General features: G+C 51.7%; 17 protein-coding genes. 13 read left to right on the top strand and 4 right to left on the bottom strand.

The window, feature by feature from the left end; translation table 11 throughout:
• Window positions 1-211: 211 nt before the first annotated feature.
• Entirely contained in the window at window positions 212-3,061 is a 2,850-nt protein-coding gene (rcsC, locus tag ACJHXA_RS04605; RefSeq protein WP_000876014.1) for a two-component system sensor histidine kinase RcsC, read from the top strand.
• A 199-nt stretch (window positions 3,062-3,260) separates the two neighbouring features.
• On the opposite strand, the gene rcsB is transcribed toward rcsC, so the two are convergent.
• Window positions 3,261-3,911 (bottom strand): response regulator transcription factor RcsB, encoded by a 651-nt coding sequence (gene rcsB, locus ACJHXA_RS04600; RefSeq protein ID WP_001061917.1) that lies wholly within the window; start codon window positions 3,909-3,911, stop codon window positions 3,261-3,263.
• Window positions 3,912-3,927: 16 nt separating this feature from the next.
• A complete protein-coding gene (gene rcsD, locus ACJHXA_RS04595) occupies window positions 3,928-6,600 on the bottom strand; it encodes a phosphotransferase RcsD (protein ID WP_001249088.1) in 2,673 nt (890 codons plus the stop codon).
• A gap of 738 nt (window positions 6,601-7,338) precedes the next feature.
• Between rcsD and ompC the strand changes: the two genes are divergently transcribed.
• The 6 genes from ompC to mqo all read left to right on the top strand — a co-directional run bounded on the left by ompC (window position 7,339) and on the right by mqo (window position 15,001).
• The gene (gene ompC / locus ACJHXA_RS04590; protein WP_000865609.1) at window positions 7,339-8,463 is read left to right on the top strand and encodes a porin OmpC; all 1,125 of its coding nucleotides are present in this window, start codon (window positions 7,339-7,341) and stop codon (window positions 8,461-8,463) included.
• A gap of 111 nt (window positions 8,464-8,574) precedes the next feature.
• Entirely contained in the window at window positions 8,575-9,630 is a 1,056-nt protein-coding gene (gene apbE, locus ACJHXA_RS04585) for an FAD:protein FMN transferase ApbE (protein ID WP_000406098.1), read from the top strand.
• A gap of 73 nt (window positions 9,631-9,703) precedes the next feature.
• Complete coding sequence (ada, locus tag ACJHXA_RS04580) at window positions 9,704-10,768, top strand: bifunctional DNA-binding transcriptional regulator/O6-methylguanine-DNA methyltransferase Ada (RefSeq protein WP_000710368.1); 1,065 nt, start codon at window positions 9,704-9,706, stop codon at window positions 10,766-10,768.
• Window positions 10,768-11,418 (top strand): DNA oxidative demethylase AlkB, encoded by a 651-nt coding sequence (gene alkB, locus ACJHXA_RS04575; protein WP_000884922.1) that lies wholly within the window; start codon window positions 10,768-10,770, stop codon window positions 11,416-11,418. The genes ada and alkB overlap by 1 nt, the downstream gene beginning before the upstream one ends.
• Window positions 11,419-11,493: 75 nt before the next feature.
• Window positions 11,494-13,137: a microcin J25 efflux ABC transporter YojI gene (gene yojI / locus ACJHXA_RS04570; protein WP_000422188.1), complete on the top strand. Its 1,644-nt coding sequence runs from the start codon at window positions 11,494-11,496 to the stop codon at window positions 13,135-13,137.
• A 217-nt stretch (window positions 13,138-13,354) separates the two neighbouring features.
• Window positions 13,355-15,001 (top strand): malate dehydrogenase (quinone), encoded by a 1,647-nt coding sequence (gene mqo / locus ACJHXA_RS04565; protein ID WP_000758074.1) that lies wholly within the window; start codon window positions 13,355-13,357, stop codon window positions 14,999-15,001.
• 148 nt (window positions 15,002-15,149) lie between these two features.
• Here the strand turns inward: mqo and eco are convergent, their stop codons facing one another.
• Window positions 15,150-15,659, bottom strand: a complete 510-nt coding sequence (eco, locus tag ACJHXA_RS04560) for a serine protease inhibitor ecotin (protein WP_000712252.1) — start codon at window positions 15,657-15,659, stop codon at window positions 15,150-15,152.
• 113 nt (window positions 15,660-15,772) lie between these two features.
• Complete coding sequence (gene yojO / locus ACJHXA_RS04555; RefSeq protein ID WP_001296837.1) at window positions 15,773-15,937, bottom strand: protein YojO; 165 nt, start codon at window positions 15,935-15,937, stop codon at window positions 15,773-15,775.
• A gap of 108 nt (window positions 15,938-16,045) precedes the next feature.
• On the opposite strand from yojO, the gene napF reads away from it, so the two are divergent.
• Genes napF through napB form a run of 6 tightly spaced genes read left to right on the top strand, consistent with a single transcriptional unit; the run spans window position 16,046 to window position 21,274 of the window.
• Window positions 16,046-16,540 carry a ferredoxin-type protein NapF gene (gene napF, locus ACJHXA_RS04550; RefSeq protein WP_000686723.1) on the top strand — a complete coding sequence of 165 codons (495 nt, stop codon included), beginning with the start codon at window positions 16,046-16,048 and terminating at the stop codon, window positions 16,538-16,540.
• Window positions 16,530-16,793 (top strand): chaperone NapD, encoded by a 264-nt coding sequence (napD, locus tag ACJHXA_RS04545; protein ID WP_000557378.1) that lies wholly within the window; start codon window positions 16,530-16,532, stop codon window positions 16,791-16,793. Before napF ends, napD begins: the two co-directional genes overlap by 11 nt.
• Window positions 16,790-19,276 carry a nitrate reductase catalytic subunit NapA gene (napA, locus tag ACJHXA_RS04540; protein ID WP_000778069.1) on the top strand — a complete coding sequence of 829 codons (2,487 nt, stop codon included), beginning with the start codon at window positions 16,790-16,792 and terminating at the stop codon, window positions 19,274-19,276. Before napD ends, napA begins: the two co-directional genes overlap by 4 nt.
• A 6-nt stretch (window positions 19,277-19,282) precedes the next feature.
• Window positions 19,283-19,978, top strand: a complete 696-nt coding sequence (gene napG / locus ACJHXA_RS04535) for a ferredoxin-type protein NapG (protein WP_000091291.1) — start codon at window positions 19,283-19,285, stop codon at window positions 19,976-19,978.
• Window positions 19,965-20,828, top strand: a complete 864-nt coding sequence (gene napH / locus ACJHXA_RS04530) for a quinol dehydrogenase ferredoxin subunit NapH (protein ID WP_000013515.1) — start codon at window positions 19,965-19,967, stop codon at window positions 20,826-20,828. The genes napG and napH overlap by 14 nt, the downstream gene beginning before the upstream one ends.
• The gene (gene napB, locus ACJHXA_RS04525; RefSeq protein ID WP_000835177.1) at window positions 20,825-21,274 is read left to right on the top strand and encodes a nitrate reductase cytochrome c-type subunit; all 450 of its coding nucleotides are present in this window, start codon (window positions 20,825-20,827) and stop codon (window positions 21,272-21,274) included. The genes napH and napB overlap by 4 nt, the downstream gene beginning before the upstream one ends.

Below are 21,274 nucleotides of genomic sequence, written 5' to 3'. Positions count from 1 at the left end.
CGCCAGGATATAACCATTAACAAGCGTCGGCAGATTGGTCATTTCTTATTTTTCGTACTGAGAACTGTCCATCTACTCCGGCTTTCCTGGTTAAGGCAATGGTTTCTAAGCGATACGCATTATTGCAATGGTGACAGAACATTGCGGTAACACGCTTTTACCGCTACCTTAACCACACTCCATCGGTCACCTGAGGCGGAGCTTCGCCCCTTTGAAATACCTTGCTTCTTTTCGTACAACCCTGAAAGCCTCGCGCTACATGTTCAGAGCATTGGCGTTAGTGCTCTGGCTGTTGATTGCTTTTTCATCCGTTTTTTACATCGTTAATGCGTTACATCAGCGAGAATCGGAAATTCGTCAGGAATTTAATCTGAGTTCCGATCAGGCTCAGCGCTTTATTCAACGCACCTCTGATGTGATGAAAGAGCTGAAGTACATCGCCGAAAATCGCTTATCGGCAGAAAACGGTGTGCTTTCCCCGCGTGGACGAGAAACGCAGGCGGATGTGCCTGCGTTTGAACCGCTGTTTGCCGACTCCGATTGTTCCGCAATGAGTAACACCTGGCGAGGTTCTCTGGAGTCATTGGCGTGGTTTATGCGCTACTGGCGCGATAATTTTTCTGCGGCTTACGATCTCAACCGGGTATTTTTAATCGGCAGTGATAACCTCTGCATGGCCAATTTCGGTCTGCGTGATATGCCAGTGGAACGCGATACCGCGTTGAAAGCTTTGCATGAACGCATCAATAAATATCGAAATGCACCACAAGATGATAGCGGCAGTAACCTCTACTGGATCAGCGAAGGTCCGCGCCCTGGCGTCGGGTATTTTTACGCGTTGACGCCAGTTTATCTGGCGAACCGGTTGCAGGCGCTTTTGGGTGTCGAGCAGACCATCCGGATGGAGAACTTTTTCTTACCGGGTACGTTGCCGATGGGGGTTACCATTCTTGATGAAAATGGTCATACCCTGATTTCGCTTACCGGACCAGAAAGTAAAATTAAGGGCGATCCTCGCTGGATGCAGGAACGCTCCTGGTTTGGCTATACGGAAGGGTTCCGGGAGCTGGTGCTGAAGAAAAATCTGCCACCCTCATCGCTAAGCATCGTGTATTCGGTGCCGGTTGATAAGGTGCTGGAACGCATTCGCATGTTGATCCTTAACGCAATTTTGCTGAATGTGCTTGCCGGAGCTGCATTGTTTACTCTCGCGCGGATGTACGAGCGACGTATTTTCATTCCGGCGGAAAGCGACGCCCTGCGACTGGAAGAACATGAGCAGTTCAATCGCAAGATTGTCGCCTCCGCGCCAGTGGGTATCTGCATTTTGCGTACCGCTGATGGCGTCAATATTTTAAGTAACGAACTGGCGCATACCTATCTCAATATGCTTACGCATGAGGACCGCCAACGACTGACGCAAATTATCTGTGGGCAGCAGGTCAATTTTGTTGATGTCCTGACCAGCAACAATACCAATCTGCAAATCAGCTTCGTCCATTCGCGCTATCGTAATGAAAACGTGGCCATTTGTGTGCTGGTGGATGTTTCTTCGCGCGTGAAGATGGAAGAGTCGTTGCAGGAGATGGCACAAGCAGCGGAACAGGCGAGCCAGTCAAAATCGATGTTCCTTGCCACCGTCAGTCATGAGCTGCGAACGCCGCTGTATGGCATTATCGGTAACCTGGATCTGTTGCAAACCAAAGAGTTACCGAAAGGCGTCGATCGGCTGGTGACGGCAATGAACAACTCTTCCAGCCTGTTGTTGAAAATTATCAGCGATATTCTCGATTTCTCGAAGATTGAATCGGAACAGTTGAAGATCGAACCGCGTGAGTTTTCACCGCGTGAAGTGATGAACCACATCACCGCCAACTATTTACCGCTGGTGGTACGCAAGCAGTTAGGCTTGTACTGCTTTATTGAACCGGATGTGCCAGTGGCCTTAAATGGCGACCCGATGCGTTTACAGCAGGTCATCTCCAACCTGTTGAGTAACGCCATAAAATTCACCGATACCGGCTGTATAGTTTTGCATGTCCGCGCTGATGGCGATTATCTCTCTATCCGTGTTCGCGATACCGGCGTGGGGATTCCGGCGAAAGAAGTGGTGCGCTTGTTTGATCCCTTCTTCCAGGTCGGAACGGGCGTACAGCGAAACTTCCAGGGGACCGGTCTGGGTCTGGCGATTTGTGAAAAACTGATCAGCATGATGGACGGCGATATCTCGGTAGATTCAGAACCGGGAATGGGCAGCCAGTTTACCGTGCGTATTCCGTTGTACGGCGCTCAGTACCCGCAGAAAAAAGGCGTGGAAGGGTTGAGTGGTAAACGCTGCTGGCTGGCGGTCCGCAATGCGTCGCTCTGTCAGTTCCTGGAAACCAGTTTGCAGCGCAGCGGCATCGTCGTTACAACATACGAAGGGCAGGAACCGACTCCCGAAGATGTGTTAATTACTGACGAGGTAGTGAGTAAAAAATGGCAGGGTAGAGCGGTAGTGACCTTCTGTCGTCGCCATATTGGTATTCCGCTGGAGAAAGCGCCAGGGGAGTGGGTACACAGTGTGGCTGCCCCGCATGAGCTACCGGCATTGTTGGCGCGTATTTATTTGATCGAGATGGAGAGCGACGATCCTGCTAACGCTCTGCCGTCGACGGACAAAGCGGTCAGCGATAATGACGATATGATGATTCTGGTCGTGGATGATCATCCGATTAACCGACGTCTGCTGGCAGATCAGTTGGGATCGTTGGGCTATCAATGTAAAACCGCGAATGATGGTGTCGATGCGCTTAATGTACTTAGCAAGAATCATATTGATATCGTGCTTAGCGACGTCAACATGCCAAATATGGATGGTTACCGCTTGACGCAACGCATTCGTCAGTTGGGACTGACGTTGCCGGTAATCGGAGTAACTGCTAATGCGTTGGCTGAAGAGAAGCAGCGGTGTCTGGAGTCCGGTATGGACAGCTGCCTGTCGAAGCCGGTAACGCTGGATGTGATAAAACAGACGCTGACGGTATATGCCGAGAGGGTCAGGAAATCGCGGGAATCGTAGGACGGATAAGGTGTTTATGCCGCATCTGGCATTCAGTGCAAATGCCAGATGCGACGCTGACGCGTCTTATCTGGCCTACTTTAATGTAATCTGTTGAAATAATGGGAATCGTAGGCCGGATAAGGCGTTTACGCTGCATCCGGCAATCGGTGCAAATGCCAGATAAGACACTAACGCGTCTTATCTGGCCTACAGATGATTAGTCTTTATCTGCCGGACTTAAGGTCACAGAAGAGAGATAATTCAGCAGGGCGATATCGTTCTCGACACCCAGCTTCATCATCGCAGATTTCTTCTGGCTACTGATGGTTTTAATACTGCGGTTCAGCTTTTTAGCGATCTCGGTCACCAGGAAGCCTTCCGCAAACAGGCGCAGAACTTCACTCTCTTTTGGCGAGAGACGCTTGTCACCGTAACCACCAGCACTGATTTTTTCCAACAGGCGAGAAACGCTTTCCGGGGTAAATTTCTTCCCTTTCTGCAGCGCGGCGAGAGCTTTCGGCAGATCGGTCGGTGCACCTTGTTTCAGCACGATCCCTTCGATATCCAGATCCAATACCGCACTAAGAATCGCCGGGTTGTTGTTCATGGTCAGAACAATGATCGACAGGCTTGGGAAATGGCGCTTGATGTACTTGATTAAGGTAATGCCATCGCCGTACTTATCGCCAGGCATGGAGAGATCGGTAATCAACACATGCGCATCCAGTTTCGGCAGGTTGTTGATCAGTGCTGTAGAGTCTTCAAATTCGCCGACAACATTCACCCACTCAATTTGCTCAAGTGATTTGCGAATACCGAACAAGACTATCGGATGGTCATCGGCAATAATTACGTTCATATTGTTCATGTAATAGGCTACCTTGCTACAGCAAGCTCTTGACATAACTGTCAATGTCGCTGATGTATTTTTCTATTCCTGGAACATCCTTCTCACGAATCAGATGTTCCAGCGTTTCACATAACTGCTTGCCGGGTACCAGATTTAGCATGGCAAATACGCCTTTAAGACGATGAGCCGTTTGGGCTAACGCAGCAAAGTCACTGGTTGCTGCTTCAGTATACAGCCTCTTAACATCATCCGGTACTGTGTCTACAAAGAGCGCATAATAGCCGCTGGCATGGAGTTGCGCATTTTCATCTCCGCCCAGAGGCGATTCTGTCACCTCTTCCTGCGCCAGTTGCACTTCAATTAATTGTAAGACCGCTTCCTGCATAGCGTTGCTCATATTGAAGTTGACGCACAATTGACCAGGCCCAATTTCCCGTACGCCAGACTCATCATCGCTTAAAAGCAAGCCAGAGGCAGTAAGATTAGACGGATTATCCGTTAAAAAGATATCATAATCTTGACTAATTAATCTTTCATCGGGTGTGATACAGGTTGCACCCCAATTTTCTAACTGGCGAGTGACAATATTCCGAATTTCTGCCGAAGTAACATCCACCATTACGCAGACATCATCCAGTAAACGCTCTTCTTCCTCTTCAACTTCCGGGTCAGCTGCGAGCATTTTGATATGCACAGAGTAGCGTGTACCAAGCCCATCCCGCGTTTTGATGTTTAAATGACCGCCCAGTTTACGTGCCAGTTGATCGCTCAGCCAGAATGCCAGCGGGTCCGCCTTGCCATAGCGATCGTTTTGGGTCTGGTTGATAAACGGGAAGTGCAAATTATCCATTTCATGAATACTTACGCCTTCTCCCGTGTCCAGAATGCGGAACGTCAGGCGGTCTTCGGAGGACTCATCCTGATCAACCTCAAGGGTGATTTTTCCCAATTGCGTTGAGGTCACGGCATATTGCATCAGTAGCAGCAAAATACGTCGTAAGGCATCGCGATCGCCGCGGCGCATATCGTGTGCTTTCAGATGATTGTTAATCAGCAGTTGCAGACCTTTACGCTTGATGGCAGGCAACACTGAAGGCACAACTTCATCAATTAAATCCTGCACGGAGAACAGCACCGTCTCACTTTTCCAGCTATCATCCGCAAGCATGTTCGCTAACTGTATTTCATCAACCAGCCGCACCAGCACATCTGCCTGATTCGCCAGTTGTTTGCTTTCCGGGGCGTTGAGTTTAGCCGCGCTCTCCGCCAGGGACTGTGCGGGTTCTTTCAGCGCATCGCCAATGTTTTTCATAAAGGTCATCCGCCCCTGCTGGTTTTTCTCATACAGACGCTGCGCCTGCTTGAGTTTCTTGTTTACCAGCACTTCGCGATCCTGATCGCGAATAATGAAAATTTGTGTGCGCGGCGCGACCTGGCTGCGGAACATGCGGATCTCATACAGCTCGTTATTGATCGTCGCCTGAATAATCCCCTGATGCTGTTCCGCCATGGTGGTGATGTTTTGCAGATTCAAATGCGGCAGCAAATGATCGGCAATTTTGTTACTTATGACAGTGCGGTTCGATTCCTGATCGTGAACCAGCAGGCCGAGCGGCAGCAGTGAGACTATCTCTTCATTAATTGCCCGTAAAATGCGCAATTCGTTATTGACCGCCGTGCTGGGTAGACTTTCTGTACTGCGGCTGGAGAAATGGCGGAATGTGGTATAGCCAAATAACGCCAGCGCCAGCAAACCGATGTTCAGCAGCAGTGGCAGCAGAATGTTTTGCAACGTATCCAGCAATAAGGTGCCATAAGGAACCTGCCAGACCAGGCGCATATCGGTAGAGTTGAGTGCCGAGGCGATTTCAATCTTCGTACTGTTAAAGTGGATACTGACGCTATCCGTTCCTTCTTTCTCATTATCATTGTCTCCCGTTGCCGTCGTGTCTGGCTCAAGGCGGAAACTGTCCAGCGGCATACCCGGTGGGATCAAATCATTAATCGGCAGATCAAAAGCCACGACCGTTGCCAGATGTCCTGGCTGGTTAAAGGTAGTACGCAATGTAAAGTAATGACCGTTCTGCCAGGCCAGGCGGCGCATGTTAGAAAAGCTTTCGCGTTCATCGAGGGCGTTGGCCTGTTGCAACATCTCTGCACGACGTGAATCAACAATGTCGCTGACGGTCGATTCTTTAAATCCGGAGGTGAGATCTTTAAGGGGTAGGGTTGAGATCAGCACCAGACTGTTATCCTGACCATTCAGGTAATACATCGACCACGGTACATTTTCTGCGCCCCACAATGTATCCAGATAAGTGGACATCCGCTGAGTCATCTCAAGCGTTGAGTTGTCGTGAGAGCCAAAGATTAACGCTTCCGTTTTGCGGCGTGGTTTCTCCAGATAGTAGACATCCTGTTTCAGGCGCGTCTCTTGTAAACCTTCGCCGGAGGAGGGGGAGGTCGTCGCGGCAATGTTGTCGTAGATCTGCCAGGTCACGTAACGCCAGTTATCGACGCGCTTTTGGATAGCATGGGTAATGTCGACAATCTGGTAACTTTTATCTTTCAGCCAGGCGTTAACGGCGCTTTGTACCATTACACCCATCGTCACCAGTAACACAATGATCAACAGTAAAAAGAAGCGGGTAATGCTCCCCGGTAGGAGTGAAAAGCGGGTCGTGGCCGTTGTCTCTTTCTGACGCATTCGTGTTTATGACCTGTTAAAACTTCGCGAAGTGATAGGGCAGTATAAAGGGTACAGTGTGAAATTCCAGACTCTTACCTGATTGATGATTCTCTATTCTCCCGTGATATTTATCATCCTGCATTGGGGGAAATAGATGTACAAGCGCCATTTTGCTGTACAAATAACCTACAAAAAGCCCAACAAAAATAATTGCAAATAAACAAAGATTGCTGGAAATTATGCGGATGTTAATTATTTGTGAAATAGTTAACAAGCGTTATAGTTTTTCTGTGGTAGCACAGAATAATGAAAAGTGTGTAAAGAAGGGTAAAAAAAACCGAATGCGAGGCATCCGGTTGAAATAGGGGTAAACAGACATTCAGAAATGAATGACGGTAATAAATAAAGTTAATGATGATAGCGGGAGTTATTCTAGTTGCGAGTGAAGGTTTTGTTTTGACATTCAGTGCTGTCAAATACTTAAGAATAAGTTATTGATTTTAACCTTGAATTATTATTGCTTGATGTTAGGTGCTTATTTCGCCATTCCGCAATAATCTTAAAAAGTTCCCTTGTATTTACATTTTGAAACATCTATAGCGATAAATGAAACATCTTAAAAGTTTTAGTATCATATTCGTGTTGGATTATTCTGCATTTTTGGGGAGAATGGACTTGCCGACTGATTAATGAGGGTTAATCAGTATGCAGTGGCATAAAAAAGCAAATAAAGGCATATAACAGAGGGTTAATAACATGAAAGTTAAAGTACTGTCCCTCCTGGTCCCAGCTCTGCTGGTAGCAGGCGCAGCAAACGCTGCTGAAGTTTACAACAAAGACGGCAACAAATTAGATCTGTACGGTAAAGTAGACGGCCTGCACTATTTCTCTGACAACAAGTCAGAAGACGGCGACCAGACCTATGTACGTCTTGGTTTCAAAGGCGAAACTCAGGTTACTGACCAGCTGACCGGTTACGGCCAGTGGGAATATCAGATCCAGGGCAATACCTCTGAAGACAACAAAGAAAACTCCTGGACCCGTGTGGCATTCGCAGGTCTGAAATTCCAGGATGTTGGTTCTTTCGACTACGGTCGTAACTACGGCGTTGTTTACGACGTAACTTCCTGGACCGACGTACTGCCAGAATTCGGTGGCGACACTTACGGCTCTGACAACTTCATGCAGCAGCGTGGTAATGGCTACGCAACCTACCGTAACACCGACTTCTTCGGTCTGGTTGACGGTCTGAACTTTGCTGTTCAGTACCAGGGCAAAAATGGTAGCGTAAGCGGCGAAGGCATGACCAACAATGGTCGTGGTGCTCTGCGTCAGAATGGCGACGGTGTCGGCGGATCTATCACTTATGATTACGAAGGCTTCGGTATCGGTGCTGCAGTTTCCAGCTCCAAACGTACTGATGATCAGAACTTCGGCCTGAACGGTTATGGTGAGCGTTATTTGGGTAACGGCGACCGCGCTGAAACCTACACTGGTGGTCTGAAATACGACGCTAACAACATCTACCTGGCTGCTCAGTACACCCAGACCTACAACGCAACTCGCGTAGGTTCCCTGGGTTGGGCGAACAAAGCACAGAACTTCGAAGCTGTTGCTCAGTACCAGTTCGACTTCGGTCTGCGTCCATCTGTAGCATACCTGCAGTCTAAAGGTAAAAACCTGGGTGTCGTTGCTGGTCGTAACTACGACGACGAAGATATCCTGAAATATGTTGATGTTGGTGCGACCTACTACTTCAACAAAAACATGTCCACCTACGTTGACTACAAAATCAACCTGCTGGACGACAACCAGTTCACTCGTGACGCTGGCATCAACACTGATAACATCGTAGCTCTGGGTCTGGTTTACCAGTTCTAATCTCGATTGATATCGAACAAAGGGCCTGCGGGCCCTTTTTTCATTGTTTTCAGCGTACAAACTCATTTTTTTGGTGTACTCTTGCGACCGTTCGCATGAGGATAATCACGTATGGAAATAAGCTTTACCCGCGTGGCACTGCTGGCTGCCGCGCTCTTCTTTGTTGGTTGCGATCAAAAACCACAACCCGCCAAAACCCACGCTACTGAAGTTACCGTTCTTGAAGGCAAAACCATGGGTACCTTCTGGCGTGCCAGCATCCCGGGCATTGATGCCAAACGCAGTGCCGAACTTAAAGAAAAGATTCAGACCCAGCTGGACGCCGACGATCAGCTGCTTTCGACCTATAAAAAAGATTCCGCGCTGATGCGCTTTAACGACTCGCAAAGTTTGTCGCCGTGGCCAGTAAGTGAAGCGATGGCCGAAATCGTCACTACCTCGCTGCGCATTGGCGCGAAGACCGATGGTGCGATGGATATTACCGTCGGGCCGCTGGTGAATCTGTGGGGCTTTGGCCCGGAACAACAGCCGGTTCAAATTCCGAGCCAGGAACAGATCGATGCGATGAAAGCCAAAACCGGCTTACAGCACCTGACGGTCATCAATCAGTCGCATCAGCAATATCTGCAAAAAGACCTGCCGGATTTATATATCGATCTCTCCACCGTCGGTGAAGGTTATGCGGCGGATCACCTGGCACGCTTGATGGAGCAGGAAGGTATTTCACGTTATCTGGTGTCAGTTGGTGGTGCTCTGGATAGCCGTGGTATGAACGGTGAAGGCCAGCCGTGGCGGGTAGCGATTCAAAAACCAACCGATAAAGAAAACGCGGTTCAGGCCGTGGTGGATATCAACGGTCATGGCATTAGCACCTCTGGCAGCTACCGTAACTATTACGAACTGGACGGCAAACGTCTTTCTCATGTTATCGATCCGCAAACCGGGCGTCCTATCGAACACAATCTGGTATCCGTGACGGTGATTGCCCCGACGGCGCTGGAAGCCGATGCCTGGGATACTGGCTTAATGGTACTCGGGCCGGAGAAAGCCAAAGAGGTTGTTCGCCGGGAAGGGCTGGCGGTCTATATGATCACCAAAGAAGGTGATAGCTTTAAAACCTGGATGTCGCCGCAGTTTAAAAGCTTCCTTATCAGCGAAAAAAATTAAAGCGCAAGATTGTTGGTTTTTGCGTGATGGTGACCGGGCAGACTAAAGGCTATCCTTAACCAGGGAGCTGATTATGAAAAAAGCCACATGCTTAACTGACGATCAACGCTGGCAATCTGTCTTAGCCCGCGACCCGAATGCCGACGGCGAATTCGTTTTCGCCGTGCGTACCACAGGCATCTTTTGCCGTCCGTCTTGCCGCGCCAGACATGCTTTGCGGGAAAACGTCTCCTTCTACGCAAATGCCAGCGAGGCACTCGCCGCTGGCTTTCGCCCCTGCAAACGTTGTCAGCCAGACAAAGCCAATGCCCAGCAACATCGGTTGGATAAAATTACCCACGCCTGTCGACTGCTGGAACAGGAAACGCCTGTAACGCTGGAAGCCTTAGCCGACCATGTGGCGATGAGTCCGTTCCATCTGCATCGGTTGTTTAAAGCGACTACCGGAATGACGCCTAAAGCCTGGCAACAGGCCTGGCGCGCTCGCCGTTTGCGCGAATCGCTGGCGAAAGGGGAGAGCGTGACGACGTCTATTCTTAACGCCGGATTCCCCGACAGCAGCAGTTACTACCGCAAAGCCGACGAAACGCTGGGCATGACGGCTAAACAATTCCGTCACGGTGGCGAAAATCTGGCGGTGCGTTACGCGCTGGCTGATTGTGAGCTGGGTCGTTGCCTGGTGGCAGAAAGCGAGCGGGGGATTTGCGCGATATTGCTGGGCGATGATGACGCGACACTAATCAGCGAGTTGCAGCAGATGTTTCCCGCTGCCGACAACGCGCCTGCCGATCTGATGTTTCAGCAACATGTGCGTGAAGTGATCGCCAGCCTCAATCAACGCGATACGCCGCTGACGTTACCGCTGGACATTCGCGGCACTGCTTTTCAGCAACAAGTCTGGCAGGCACTGCGCACGATACCTTGCGGTGAAACCGTCAGTTATCAGCAACTGGCTAACGCCATCGGCAAACCGAAAGCGGTACGGGCCGTTGCCAGCGCCTGTGCCGCCAACAAGCTGGCTATCATAATACCCTGTCATCGGGTGGTCCGTGGTGATGGCACACTTTCCGGTTACCGCTGGGGCGTGTCGCGTAAAGCGCAACTGCTGCGCCGCGAAGCTGAAAATGAGGAGAGGTAATGTTGGATCTGTTTGCCGATGCTGAACCGTGGCAAGAGCCACTGGCGGCTGGAGCGGTAATTTTGCACCGTTTTGCTTTTAACGCTGCGGAGCAACTGATCCGCGATATTAATGACGTTGCCAGCCAGTCGCCGTTTCGCCAGATGGTCACCCCCGGGGGATATACCATGTCGGTGGCGATGACCAACTGTGGGCATCTGGGCTGGACGACCCATCGGCAAGGTTATCTCTATTCGCCCATTGATCCGCAAACAAATAAACCGTGGCCCGCCATGCCACAAAGCTTTCATGATTTATGTCAACGTGCGGCTACGGCGGCGGGCTATCCGGATTTCCAGCCAGATGCTTGTCTTATCAACCGCTACGCTCCTGGCGCGAAACTGTCGCTGCATCAGGATAAAGACGAACCGGATCTGCGCGCGCCGATTGTTTCTGTTTCTCTTGGCTTACCCGCGATTTTTCAATTTGGTGGCCTGAAACGTAATGATCCGCTCAAACGTTTGTTGTTGGAACATGGCGATGTGGTGGTATGGGGCGGTGAATCGCGGCTGTTTTATCACGGCATTCAACCGCTGAAAGCGGGGTTTCATCCACTCACCGGCGACTGCCGCTACAACCTGACATTCCGTCAGGCAGGTAAAAAAGAATAAAAATAAGAATTATTATTGCTGTGCGCGCGAAGATGTTTAAACTGCGGGCTGTAATTCATTGTCCGGGTTTTCTGCATGGAACTTCTTGTACTTGTCTGGCGGCAGTATCGCTGGCCATTTATCAGTGTGATGGCGCTAAGCCTCGCCAGTGCGGCATTAGGCATTGGCTTAATTGCTTTTATCAATCAGCGCCTTATCGAAACGGCGGATACCAGTCTGCTGGTATTGCCGGAGTTTCTGGGATTATTGCTGCTGTTGATGGCAGTCACTCTCGGATCGCAACTGGCGCTCACCACTTTGGGGCATCACTTCGTTTACCGACTGCGTAGTGAATTTATCAAGCGGATTCTGGATACCCACGTCGAGCGCATTGAACAACTCGGTAGCGCCTCGTTGCTGGCGGGATTAACCAGCGATGTGCGCAATATCACCATTGCTTTTGTGCGTCTTCCGGAACTGGTGCAGGGGATCATTCTCACTATCGGTTCCGCGGCGTATCTGTGGATGCTGTCGGGCAAAATGTTGCTGGTAACGGCTATCTGGATGGCGATCACCATCTGGGGTGGTTTTGTACTGGTGGCGCGGGTGTACAAACATATGGCGACCCTGCGTGAAACCGAAGACAAGCTGTACACGGATTTTCAAACCGTACTCGAAGGGCGCAAAGAGCTGACTCTGAACCGGGAACGCGCCGAGTATGTGTTTAACAACCTCTACATCCCCGATGCGCAAGAGTATCGCCATCATATTATTCGCGCAGACACCTTCCATCTTAGCGCCGTGAACTGGTCAAACATCATGATGCTGGGCGCTATCGGCCTGGTGTTCTGGATGGCGAACAGTCTCGGTTGGGCTGATACCAACGTTGCTGCGACCTATTCGTTGACGCTGTTATTCCTGCGTACGCCGCTGCTTTCGGCGGTTGGCGCATTGCCGACGCTGCTGACGGCGCAGGTGGCGTTTAACAAGCTGAACAAATTCGCGCTCGCGCCTTTCAAAGCTGAGTTTCCGCGCCCGCAGGCTTTTCCCAACTGGCAAACGCTGGAGCTGCGTAACGTGACGTTTAGCTATCAGGATAACGCGTTTTCCGTTGGGCCGATTAACCTCACCATTAAACGTGGCGAGCTGCTGTTTCTGATTGGCGGCAACGGTAGCGGAAAATCGACGCTGGCGATGTTGTTGACGGGCTTGTATCAGCCACAAAGCGGCGAAATCTTGCTGGATGGCAAACCTGTCAGCGGCGAACAACCGGAAGATTATCGCAAACTGTTTTCGGCAGTGTTTACCGATGTCTGGCTGTTTGATCAACTGCTGGGGCCGGAGGGTAAACCCGCTAACCCGCAACTGGTTGAGAAGTGGCTGGCGCAGCTGAAAATGGCTCATAAGCTTGAGTTAAGCAACGGGCGTATTGTTAACCTGAAGTTATCAAAAGGGCAGAAAAAACGCGTGGCGCTGTTGCTGGCGCTGGCAGAAGAACGCGATATTATCCTGCTGGATGAATGGGCGGCGGATCAGGATCCACACTTCCGTCGTGAGTTTTATCAGGTGTTGCTGCCGCTGATGCAGGAGATGGGTAAAACTATTTTCGCTATCAGTCATGATGATCATTACTTTATCCACGCCGACCGCCTGCTGGAAATGCGCAATGGGCAACTTAGCGAGCTGACGGGCGAAGAGCGCGATGCCGCTTCGCGTGATGCCGTTGCCCGGACGGCATAATATTACGACGCTGACCTGGCGGACTGCTGCCGTCAGGTCAATATGCTAAAAATCCCTTCATTTCTAATAACCCTATAATTAATCAACGAAATTATAATGTTTCTAAAATTAGAATATAATTTATAAACATTATTTAAATGTTATTACTTAAGTGTTACCGTTGATGCCGCGCAAATCTCACCTGCAATAAAGCGACTAAAAGTAAGGCATTAACAAGATGAAAAAAGTGACTGCCATGCTCTTCTCGATGGCCGTGGGGCTTAATGCCGTTTCGATGGCGGCAAAAGCGAAAGCGTCCGAGGAGCAGGAAACTGATGTACTGTTGATTGGCGGCGGCATTATGAGCGCCACGTTGGGGACCTATTTACGCGAGCTGGAGCCTGAATGGTCGATGACCATGGTGGAGCGCCTGGAGGGTGTCGCGCAGGAGAGTTCGAACGGCTGGAATAACGCCGGAACCGGGCATTCTGCACTGATGGAACTGAACTACACCCCGCAAAACGCCGATGGCAGCATCAGTATTGAAAAAGCAGTCGCCATTAACGAAGCATTTCAGATTTCCCGCCAGTTCTGGGCGCACCAGGTTGAGCGCGGCGTGCTGCGTACTCCGCGTTCATTTATCAATACCGTTCCGCATATGAGCTTTGTCTGGGGCGAGGATAACGTTAATTTCCTGCGCGCCCGTTACGCCGCGTTGCAACAAAGCTCGCTGTTTCGCGGTATGCGTTACTCTGAAGATCACGCGCAGATCAAAGAGTGGGCACCGTTAGTGATGGAAGGGCGCGATCCACAACAGAAAGTAGCGGCAACACGCACAGAAATTGGCACTGATGTGAACTATGGCGAGATCACCCGCCAGTTAATTGCTTCCTTACAGAAGAAATCTAACTTCTCGCTGCAACTCAGCAGCGAAGTCCGCGCCCTAAAGCGTAATGACGATAACACCTGGACCGTTACCGTTGCCGATCTGAAAAACGGCACTGCACAGAACATCCGCGCCAAATTTGTCTTTATCGGCGCGGGCGGTGCGGCGCTGAAGCTATTACAGGAATCGGGGATTCCGGAAGCGAAAGACTACGCCGGTTTTCCGGTGGGCGGACAGTTCCTTGTTTCGGAAAACCCGGACGTGGTTAATCACCATCTGGCGAAGGTTTACGGTAAAGCATCCGTTGGCGCACCACCGATGTCGGTTCCGCATATCGATACCCGCGTTCTGGACGGTAAACGCGTAGTGCTGTTTGGGCCATTTGCCACCTTCTCAACCAAATTCCTCAAAAACGGTTCATTGTGGGATCTGATGAGTTCCACCACCACCTCTAACGTGATGCCGATGATGCACGTCGGGCTGGATAATTTCGATCTGGTGAAATATCTGGTGAGTCAGGTGATGTTGAGTGAAGAGGATCGTTTTGAAGCGTTGAAAGAGTACTATCCGCAGGCAAAAAAAGAGGACTGGCGTTTGTGGCAAGCGGGGCAGCGCGTGCAGATTATCAAGCGTGATGCCGAGAAAGGTGGCGTACTGCGTCTGGGTACTGAAGTGGTCAGTGACCAGCAAGGGACCATTGCCGCGCTGCTGGGGGCATCGCCAGGGGCGTCAACCGCCGCGCCGATTATGTTGGATCTGCTGGAAAAAGTATTTGGCGATCGCGTTTCCAGCCCGCAATGGCAGGCTACGTTGAAAGCGATCGTTCCGTCTTATGGACGCAAGCTGAACGGTGATGTAGCGGCAACAGAACGCGAGTTGCAGTACACCAGCGAAGTGCTGGGGCTGAAATACGACAAGCCGCAGGCAGCAGATAGTACGCCAAAACCGCAGTTGAAACCGCAACCCGTTCAAAAAGAAGTGGCGGATATTGCGTTGTAATGATGTGCCACATCCGGCATGGTATGCCGGATGTGGCGTATGCTGATAAGACGCGCCAGCGTCGCATCAGGCACCGGCTCGGGCGTTAGATGTCGGATGCGGCGTGACCGCCTTATTCGGCCTACGGGGTGCCGCACTTCACAGCATTTTAGCGAACTACCGCGTTGTCAATTTTCTCTTCCGCCTTCCAGACGCGGTACTTCACATCTACATTGTCTGGCGTATACACCACGATCGGCAGCTTGCTGTTGTAACGCAGCATTCCAGCATCGCCCAGATACGCGGTGACAAATTTCTTCTCTTTCTTGCCATCCGGGCAGGCCATCATCGTGGAAACCGGCGAGCTAACTTTATCAAAGACATAATAATCATAGCCCCAGCCTTCCAGCGTTTTGCTTTCCAGCTTCCCGCCGAGACGATGCAAATTGCAATCGACTTCCAGCGTCTGACCGATTAACAGTTCTACTTTCAGGGTAGATTCATCTTCTTGCGGGGTTAACTGAATCACCTGACGCTTCATCCCTTTTTCAGCTTGTGGATAAGGCGCGATTTTTTCCAGTGGCTGGACGCTTTCTGCCGCCCAGGCGGAAGTGGTAGCGAAAGCGGCAAACAATACTGCAGGTAGAATGGTCTTCATTTTTTTGCTTTCCTTCTTCATTTATAGGTTTTCACCGATGATGTCGCTGAAGGTTAACATATTCATCAGATTTATTAATTTGCTTTATGAATAACTTAAAGAACATTCAGACAATTTTACCTGCTCTTTTAGTGTTAAATTCTGATGAGGGAGCAAACCAGCAGAAATATCTCTGGTGAATTAATCGCTATATAAATATGTTTATAACCATTTGAAATGTGAGCAAAAGCCCGTTTTTGCCACGCTTCCCGCCACTCTTTTGATCCTGCTACAGGTTTTACCCCGATCGGGGTATGCATCTTTGACACATCCTTTAATATCTTAGCGGCTATAAAAATGGCTTATTAATTATGCGGTTTATTTGGTCGCTCTCAATTTTCAGAGCGCGTTAATGATGGAAGGTCAATGTGAAGATTGATGCATCCCGTCGGGGCATACTCACTGGTCGCTGGCGCAAAGCCAGTAACGGTATCCGTCCACCCTGGTCCGGTGATGAATCTCATTTTCTGACCCATTGCACCCGTTGCGACGCCTGTATTAATGCTTGTGAAAACAACATTCTGCAACGCGGCGCGGGCGGCTATCCGAGCGTTAATTTCAAAAATAACGAGTGCAGCTTCTGTTACGCCTGCGCGCAGGCTTGCCCCGAATCGCTATTTTCTCCGCGCCACACCAGGGCCTGGGATTTGCAGTTCACCATTGGGGACGCGTGCCTGGCGTATCAGTCAGTTGAATGCCGCCGCTGTCAGGATAGCTGTGAGCCAATGGCAATTATCTTTCGCCCGACGCTCTCCGGAATCTACCAGCCGCAACTTAATAGCCAACTTTGCAACGGATGTGGAGCATGTGCAGCCAGCTGTCCGGTATCAGCCATAACTGCGGAGTATCTCCATGCACACTAACTGGCAAGTTTGCAGCCTGGTCGTGCAGGCCAAAAGCGAACGAATTTCAGACATCAGCACCCAACTGAACGCCTTTCCCGGCTGTGAAGTTGCTGTCAGCGACGCGCCGAGCGGTCAGTTGATTGTGGTGGTGGAAGCAGAAGACAGCGAAACGCTGATCCAAACCATTGAGTCAGTACGCAACGTAGAGGGCGTGCTGGCGGTGTCGCTGGTTTATCACCAGCAGGAAGAGCAAGGTGAGGAAACACCATGAAACTCAGTCGTCGTAGCTTTATGAAAGCTAACGCCGTTGCGGCCGCTGCGGCGGCTGCCGGTCTCAGCGTGCCGGGCGTTGCCCGCGCCGTTGTTGGTCAGCAGGAAGCCATTAAATGGGATAAAGCGCCGTGCCGTTTCTGCGGTACTGGTTGCGGCGTTCTGGTCGGAACGCAGCAGGGGCGTGTGGTGGCCTGTCAGGGCGACCCGGACGCACCGGTTAACCGTGGCCTGAACTGCATTAAGGGCTATTTCCTGCCCAAGATCATGTACGGTAAAGACCGTTTGACGCAGCCGCTGCTGCGTATGAAAAACGGTAAATATGACAAAGAAGGCGAATTTACCCCAATCACCTGGGATCAGGCCTTCGATGTGATGGAAGAGAAATTCAAAACCGCCCTGAAAGAAAAAGGACCGGAATCGATCGGTATGTTCGGTTCTGGTCAGTGGACTATCTGGGAAGGTTATGCCGCGTCCAAGCTGTTCAAAGCGGGCTTCCGTTCGAACAACATCGACCCGAACGCACGTCACTGTATGGCGTCGGCAGTAGTTGGCTTTATGCGTACCTTTGGTATGGATGAGCCGATGGGCTGCTATGACGACATCGAGCAGGCTGACGCGTTTGTGCTGTGGGGCGCTAACATGGCGGAGATGCACCCGATCCTCTGGTCACGCATCACTAACCGTCGTCTCTCTAACCAGAACGTCACCGTGGCGGTGCTTTCTACCTACCAGCATCGTAGCTTCGAGCTGGCGGATAACGGCATCATCTTTACGCCGCAATCTGACCTGGTGATCCTGAACTACATCGCCAACTATATCATTCAAAACAATGCGATAAATCAGGACTTCTTCAGCAAGCACGTTAACCTGCGCAAAGGGGCGACGGACATCGGCTACGGTTTACGTCCGACCCATCCGCTGGAAAAAGCAGCGAAGAATCCGGGTTCTGACGCCTCCGAACCGATGAGCTTTGAAGATTACAAAGCCTTCGTTGCTGAGTATACGCTGGAAAAAACTGCCGAAATGACCGGCGTGCCGAAAGACCAGTTAGAACAACTGGCGCAGCTGTATGCCGATCCGAACAAGAAAGTCATCTCCTACTGGACGATGGGCTTCAACCAGCATACTCGTGGCGTGTGGGCCAACAACCTGGTCTACAACCTGCACCTGCTGACCGGCAAAATTTCCCAGCCGGGTTGCGGTCCGTTCTCCCTGACCGGGCAGCCTTCCGCGTGTGGTACTGCGCGTGAAGTGGGCACCTTTGCTCACCGTCTGCCTGCGGACATGGTGGTAACTAACGAGAAACATCGTGATATCTGCGAGAAGAAGTGGAATATCCCGAGCGGCACCATTCCGGCGAAAATCGGTCTGCATGCGGTAGCACAAGACCGTGCGCTGAAAGACGGCAAGCTGAATGTTTACTGGACCATGTGTACCAACAACATGCAGGCCGGGCCGAACATCAATGAAGAGCGTATGCCGGGCTGGCGCGATCCGCGCAACTTCATCATCGTCTCCGATCCGTATCCGACAGTCAGTGCGCTGGCCGCCGACTTGATCCTGCCGACCGCAATGTGGGTAGAGAAAGAGGGCGCTTACGGTAACGCCGAACGCCGTACTCAGTTCTGGCGTCAGCAGGTACAGGCGCCAGGCGAAGCGAAATCGGATCTCTGGCAGTTAGTCCAGTTCTCCCGCCGCTTCAAAACTGAAGAAGTATGGCCGGAAGAGCTGCTGGCGAAGAAACCGGAACTGCGTGGCAAAACGCTGTACGAAGTTCTGTATGCCACCCCCGAAGTGAGCAAATACCCTGTATCCGAACTGGCGGAAGATCAGCTGAACGATGAATCCCGCGAGCTGGGCTTCTATCTGCAAAAAGGGCTGTTCGAAGAGTACGCATGGTTTGGTCGCGGTCACGGTCACGATCTGGCACCGTTCGATGACTACCACAAAGCGCGCGGTCTGCGCTGGCCGGTGGTGAACGGTAAAGAAACGCAGTGGCGTTACAGCGAAGGTAACGACCCGTACGTGAAAGCGGGCGAAGGCTACAAGTTCTACGGTAAACCGGATGGCAAAGCGGTGATCTTCGCGCTGCCGTTCGAACCGGCGGCGGAAGCACCGGATGAAGAGTACGACCTGTGGCTCTCTACCGGACGCGTTCTGGAGCACTGGCACACCGGCAGTATGACTCGCCGTGTACCAGAACTGCACCGCGCCTTCCCGGAAGCGGTCCTGTTTATTCACCCGCTGGATGCGAAAGCGCGCGATCTGCGTCGTGGCGACAAAGTGAAAGTGGTTTCTCGCCGTGGCGAAGTGATCTCGATTGTCGAAACGCGCGGTCGTAACCGTCCGCCACAGGGCCTGGTGTACATGCCGTTCTTCGACGCCGCACAGCTGGTTAACAAACTGACGCTGGATGCGACCGATCCGCTCTCGAAAGAGACGGACTTCAAGAAGTGCGCAGTCAAACTGGAGAAGGTGTAAGCCATTATGTCCCGGTCAGCGAAACCTCAAAATGGTCGCCGCCGCTTTCTGCGCGATGTCGTTCGCACAGCAGGCGGGCTGGCTGCCGTGGGTGTGGCGCTGGGGTTACAACAGCAAACCGCACGCGCATCTGGCGTGCGGTTGCGCCCGCCCGGAGCCATAAACGAGAACGCCTTTGCCAGTGCCTGTGTGCGTTGCGGTCAGTGTGTTCAGGCTTGCCCTTACGACACCTTAAAACTGGCGACGCTGGCTTCTGGCCTGTCGGCGGGCACGCCATATTTTGTCGCACGGGATATTCCTTGCGAAATGTGTGAGGACATTCCGTGCGCCAAAGTGTGCCCAAGCGGTGCGCTGGATCGTGAGATTGAATCGATCGACGACGCGCGGATGGGGCTGGCGGTACTGGTGGACCAGGAAAACTGTCTCAACTTTCAGGGGCTGCGCTGCGATGTTTGTTATCGCGAATGCCCGAAAATTGATGAGGCCATCACCCTGGAGCTGGAGCGCAACACGCGTACCGGTAAGCACGCCCGCTTTCTGCCGACGGTTCACAGCGACGCCTGTACCGGTTGCGGTAAGTGCGAAAAAGTATGCGTGCTGGAACAACCGGCAATCAAGGTGTTACCGCTGTCACTGGCGAAAGGGGAGTTAGGTCACCATTACCGCTTCGGCTGGCTGGAGGGGAACAATGGCAAATCGTAAACGTGACGCCGGGCGCGAGGCGCTGGAGAAAAAAGGCTGGTGGCGCAGTCACCGTTGGCTGGTGTTACGTCGCCTTTGTCAGTTCTTCGTGCTGGGGATGTTTTTGAGCGGTCCGTGGTTTGGTGTGTGGATCTTACACGGTAACTACAGCAGTAGCCTGTTATTCGACACCGTTCCGCTGACCGATCCGCTGATGACGCTGCAAAGTCTTGCCAGTGGTCATCTGCCTGCCACGGTGGCGTTGACCGGTGCGGTGATTATCACCGTGCTCTACGCCCTGGCGGGAAAGCGATTATTTTGCAGCTGGGTCTGCCCGCTGAACCCGATTACCGACTTAGCGAACTGGTTACGCAGGCGCTTTGACCTCAATCAGTCTGCGACGATCCCTCGCCACATTCGCTACGTGCTGTTGGTGGTCATTCTGGTGGGATCAGCCTTAACTGGCACGCTCATTTGGGAATGGATCAACCCCGTTTCTCTGATGGGGCGCAGCCTGGTAATGGGCTTCGGCAGCGGCGCGCTGCTTATTCTCGCGCTGTTTTTATTTGATCTACTGGTCGTTGAACACGGCTGGTGCGGGCACATTTGTCCGGTTGGCGCGCTGTATGGCGTGCTGGGTAGCAAAGGTGTGATTACCGTTGCGGCCACCGATCGGCAGAAATGTAACCGCTGTATGGATTGTTTTCATGTTTGCCCGGAACCGCATGTGCTACGTGCCCCGGTGCTGGATGAACAAAGCCCGGTGCAGGTCACCAGCCGCGATTGCATGACGTGCGGTCGCTGCGTGGATGTCTGTTCTGAGGATGTATTTACAATAACTACACGATGGAGTTCGGGAGCGAAATCATGAAAAGCCATGACCTGAAGAAAGCGCTGTGTCAATGGACGGCGATGCTGGCCCTGGTGGTAAGCGGCGCGGTTTGGGCGGCTAATGGCGTCGATTTTAGCCAGTCGCCGGAAGTATCCGGGACACAGGAAGGGGCCATTCGGATGCCAAAAGAGCAGGAACGGATGCCGCTGAACTATGTGAATCAGCCGCCAATGATCCCGCATAGCGTTGAAGGTTATCAGGTAACGACCAATACCAACCGCTGCTTGCAGTGCCACGGTGTCGAAAGTTATCGCACCACTGGCGCGCCGCGTATCAGTCCTACTCACTTTATGGACAGCGACGGCAAAGTGGGCGCGGAAGTGGCTCCGCGTCGTTATTTCTGTCTGCAATGTCACGTACCGCAGGCCGATACCGCGCCAATCGTGGGGAATACCTTTACCCCATCAAAAGGTTACGGGAAATAA

It is taken from the genome of Escherichia sp. WS33 (assembly GCF_046486385.1).
Taxonomy (GTDB): Bacteria; Pseudomonadota; Gammaproteobacteria; order Enterobacterales; family Enterobacteriaceae; genus ECMA0423.
Note: the sequence above shows the minus strand (reverse complement) of the source record. Positions and strands in the feature narration are given on the sequence as shown.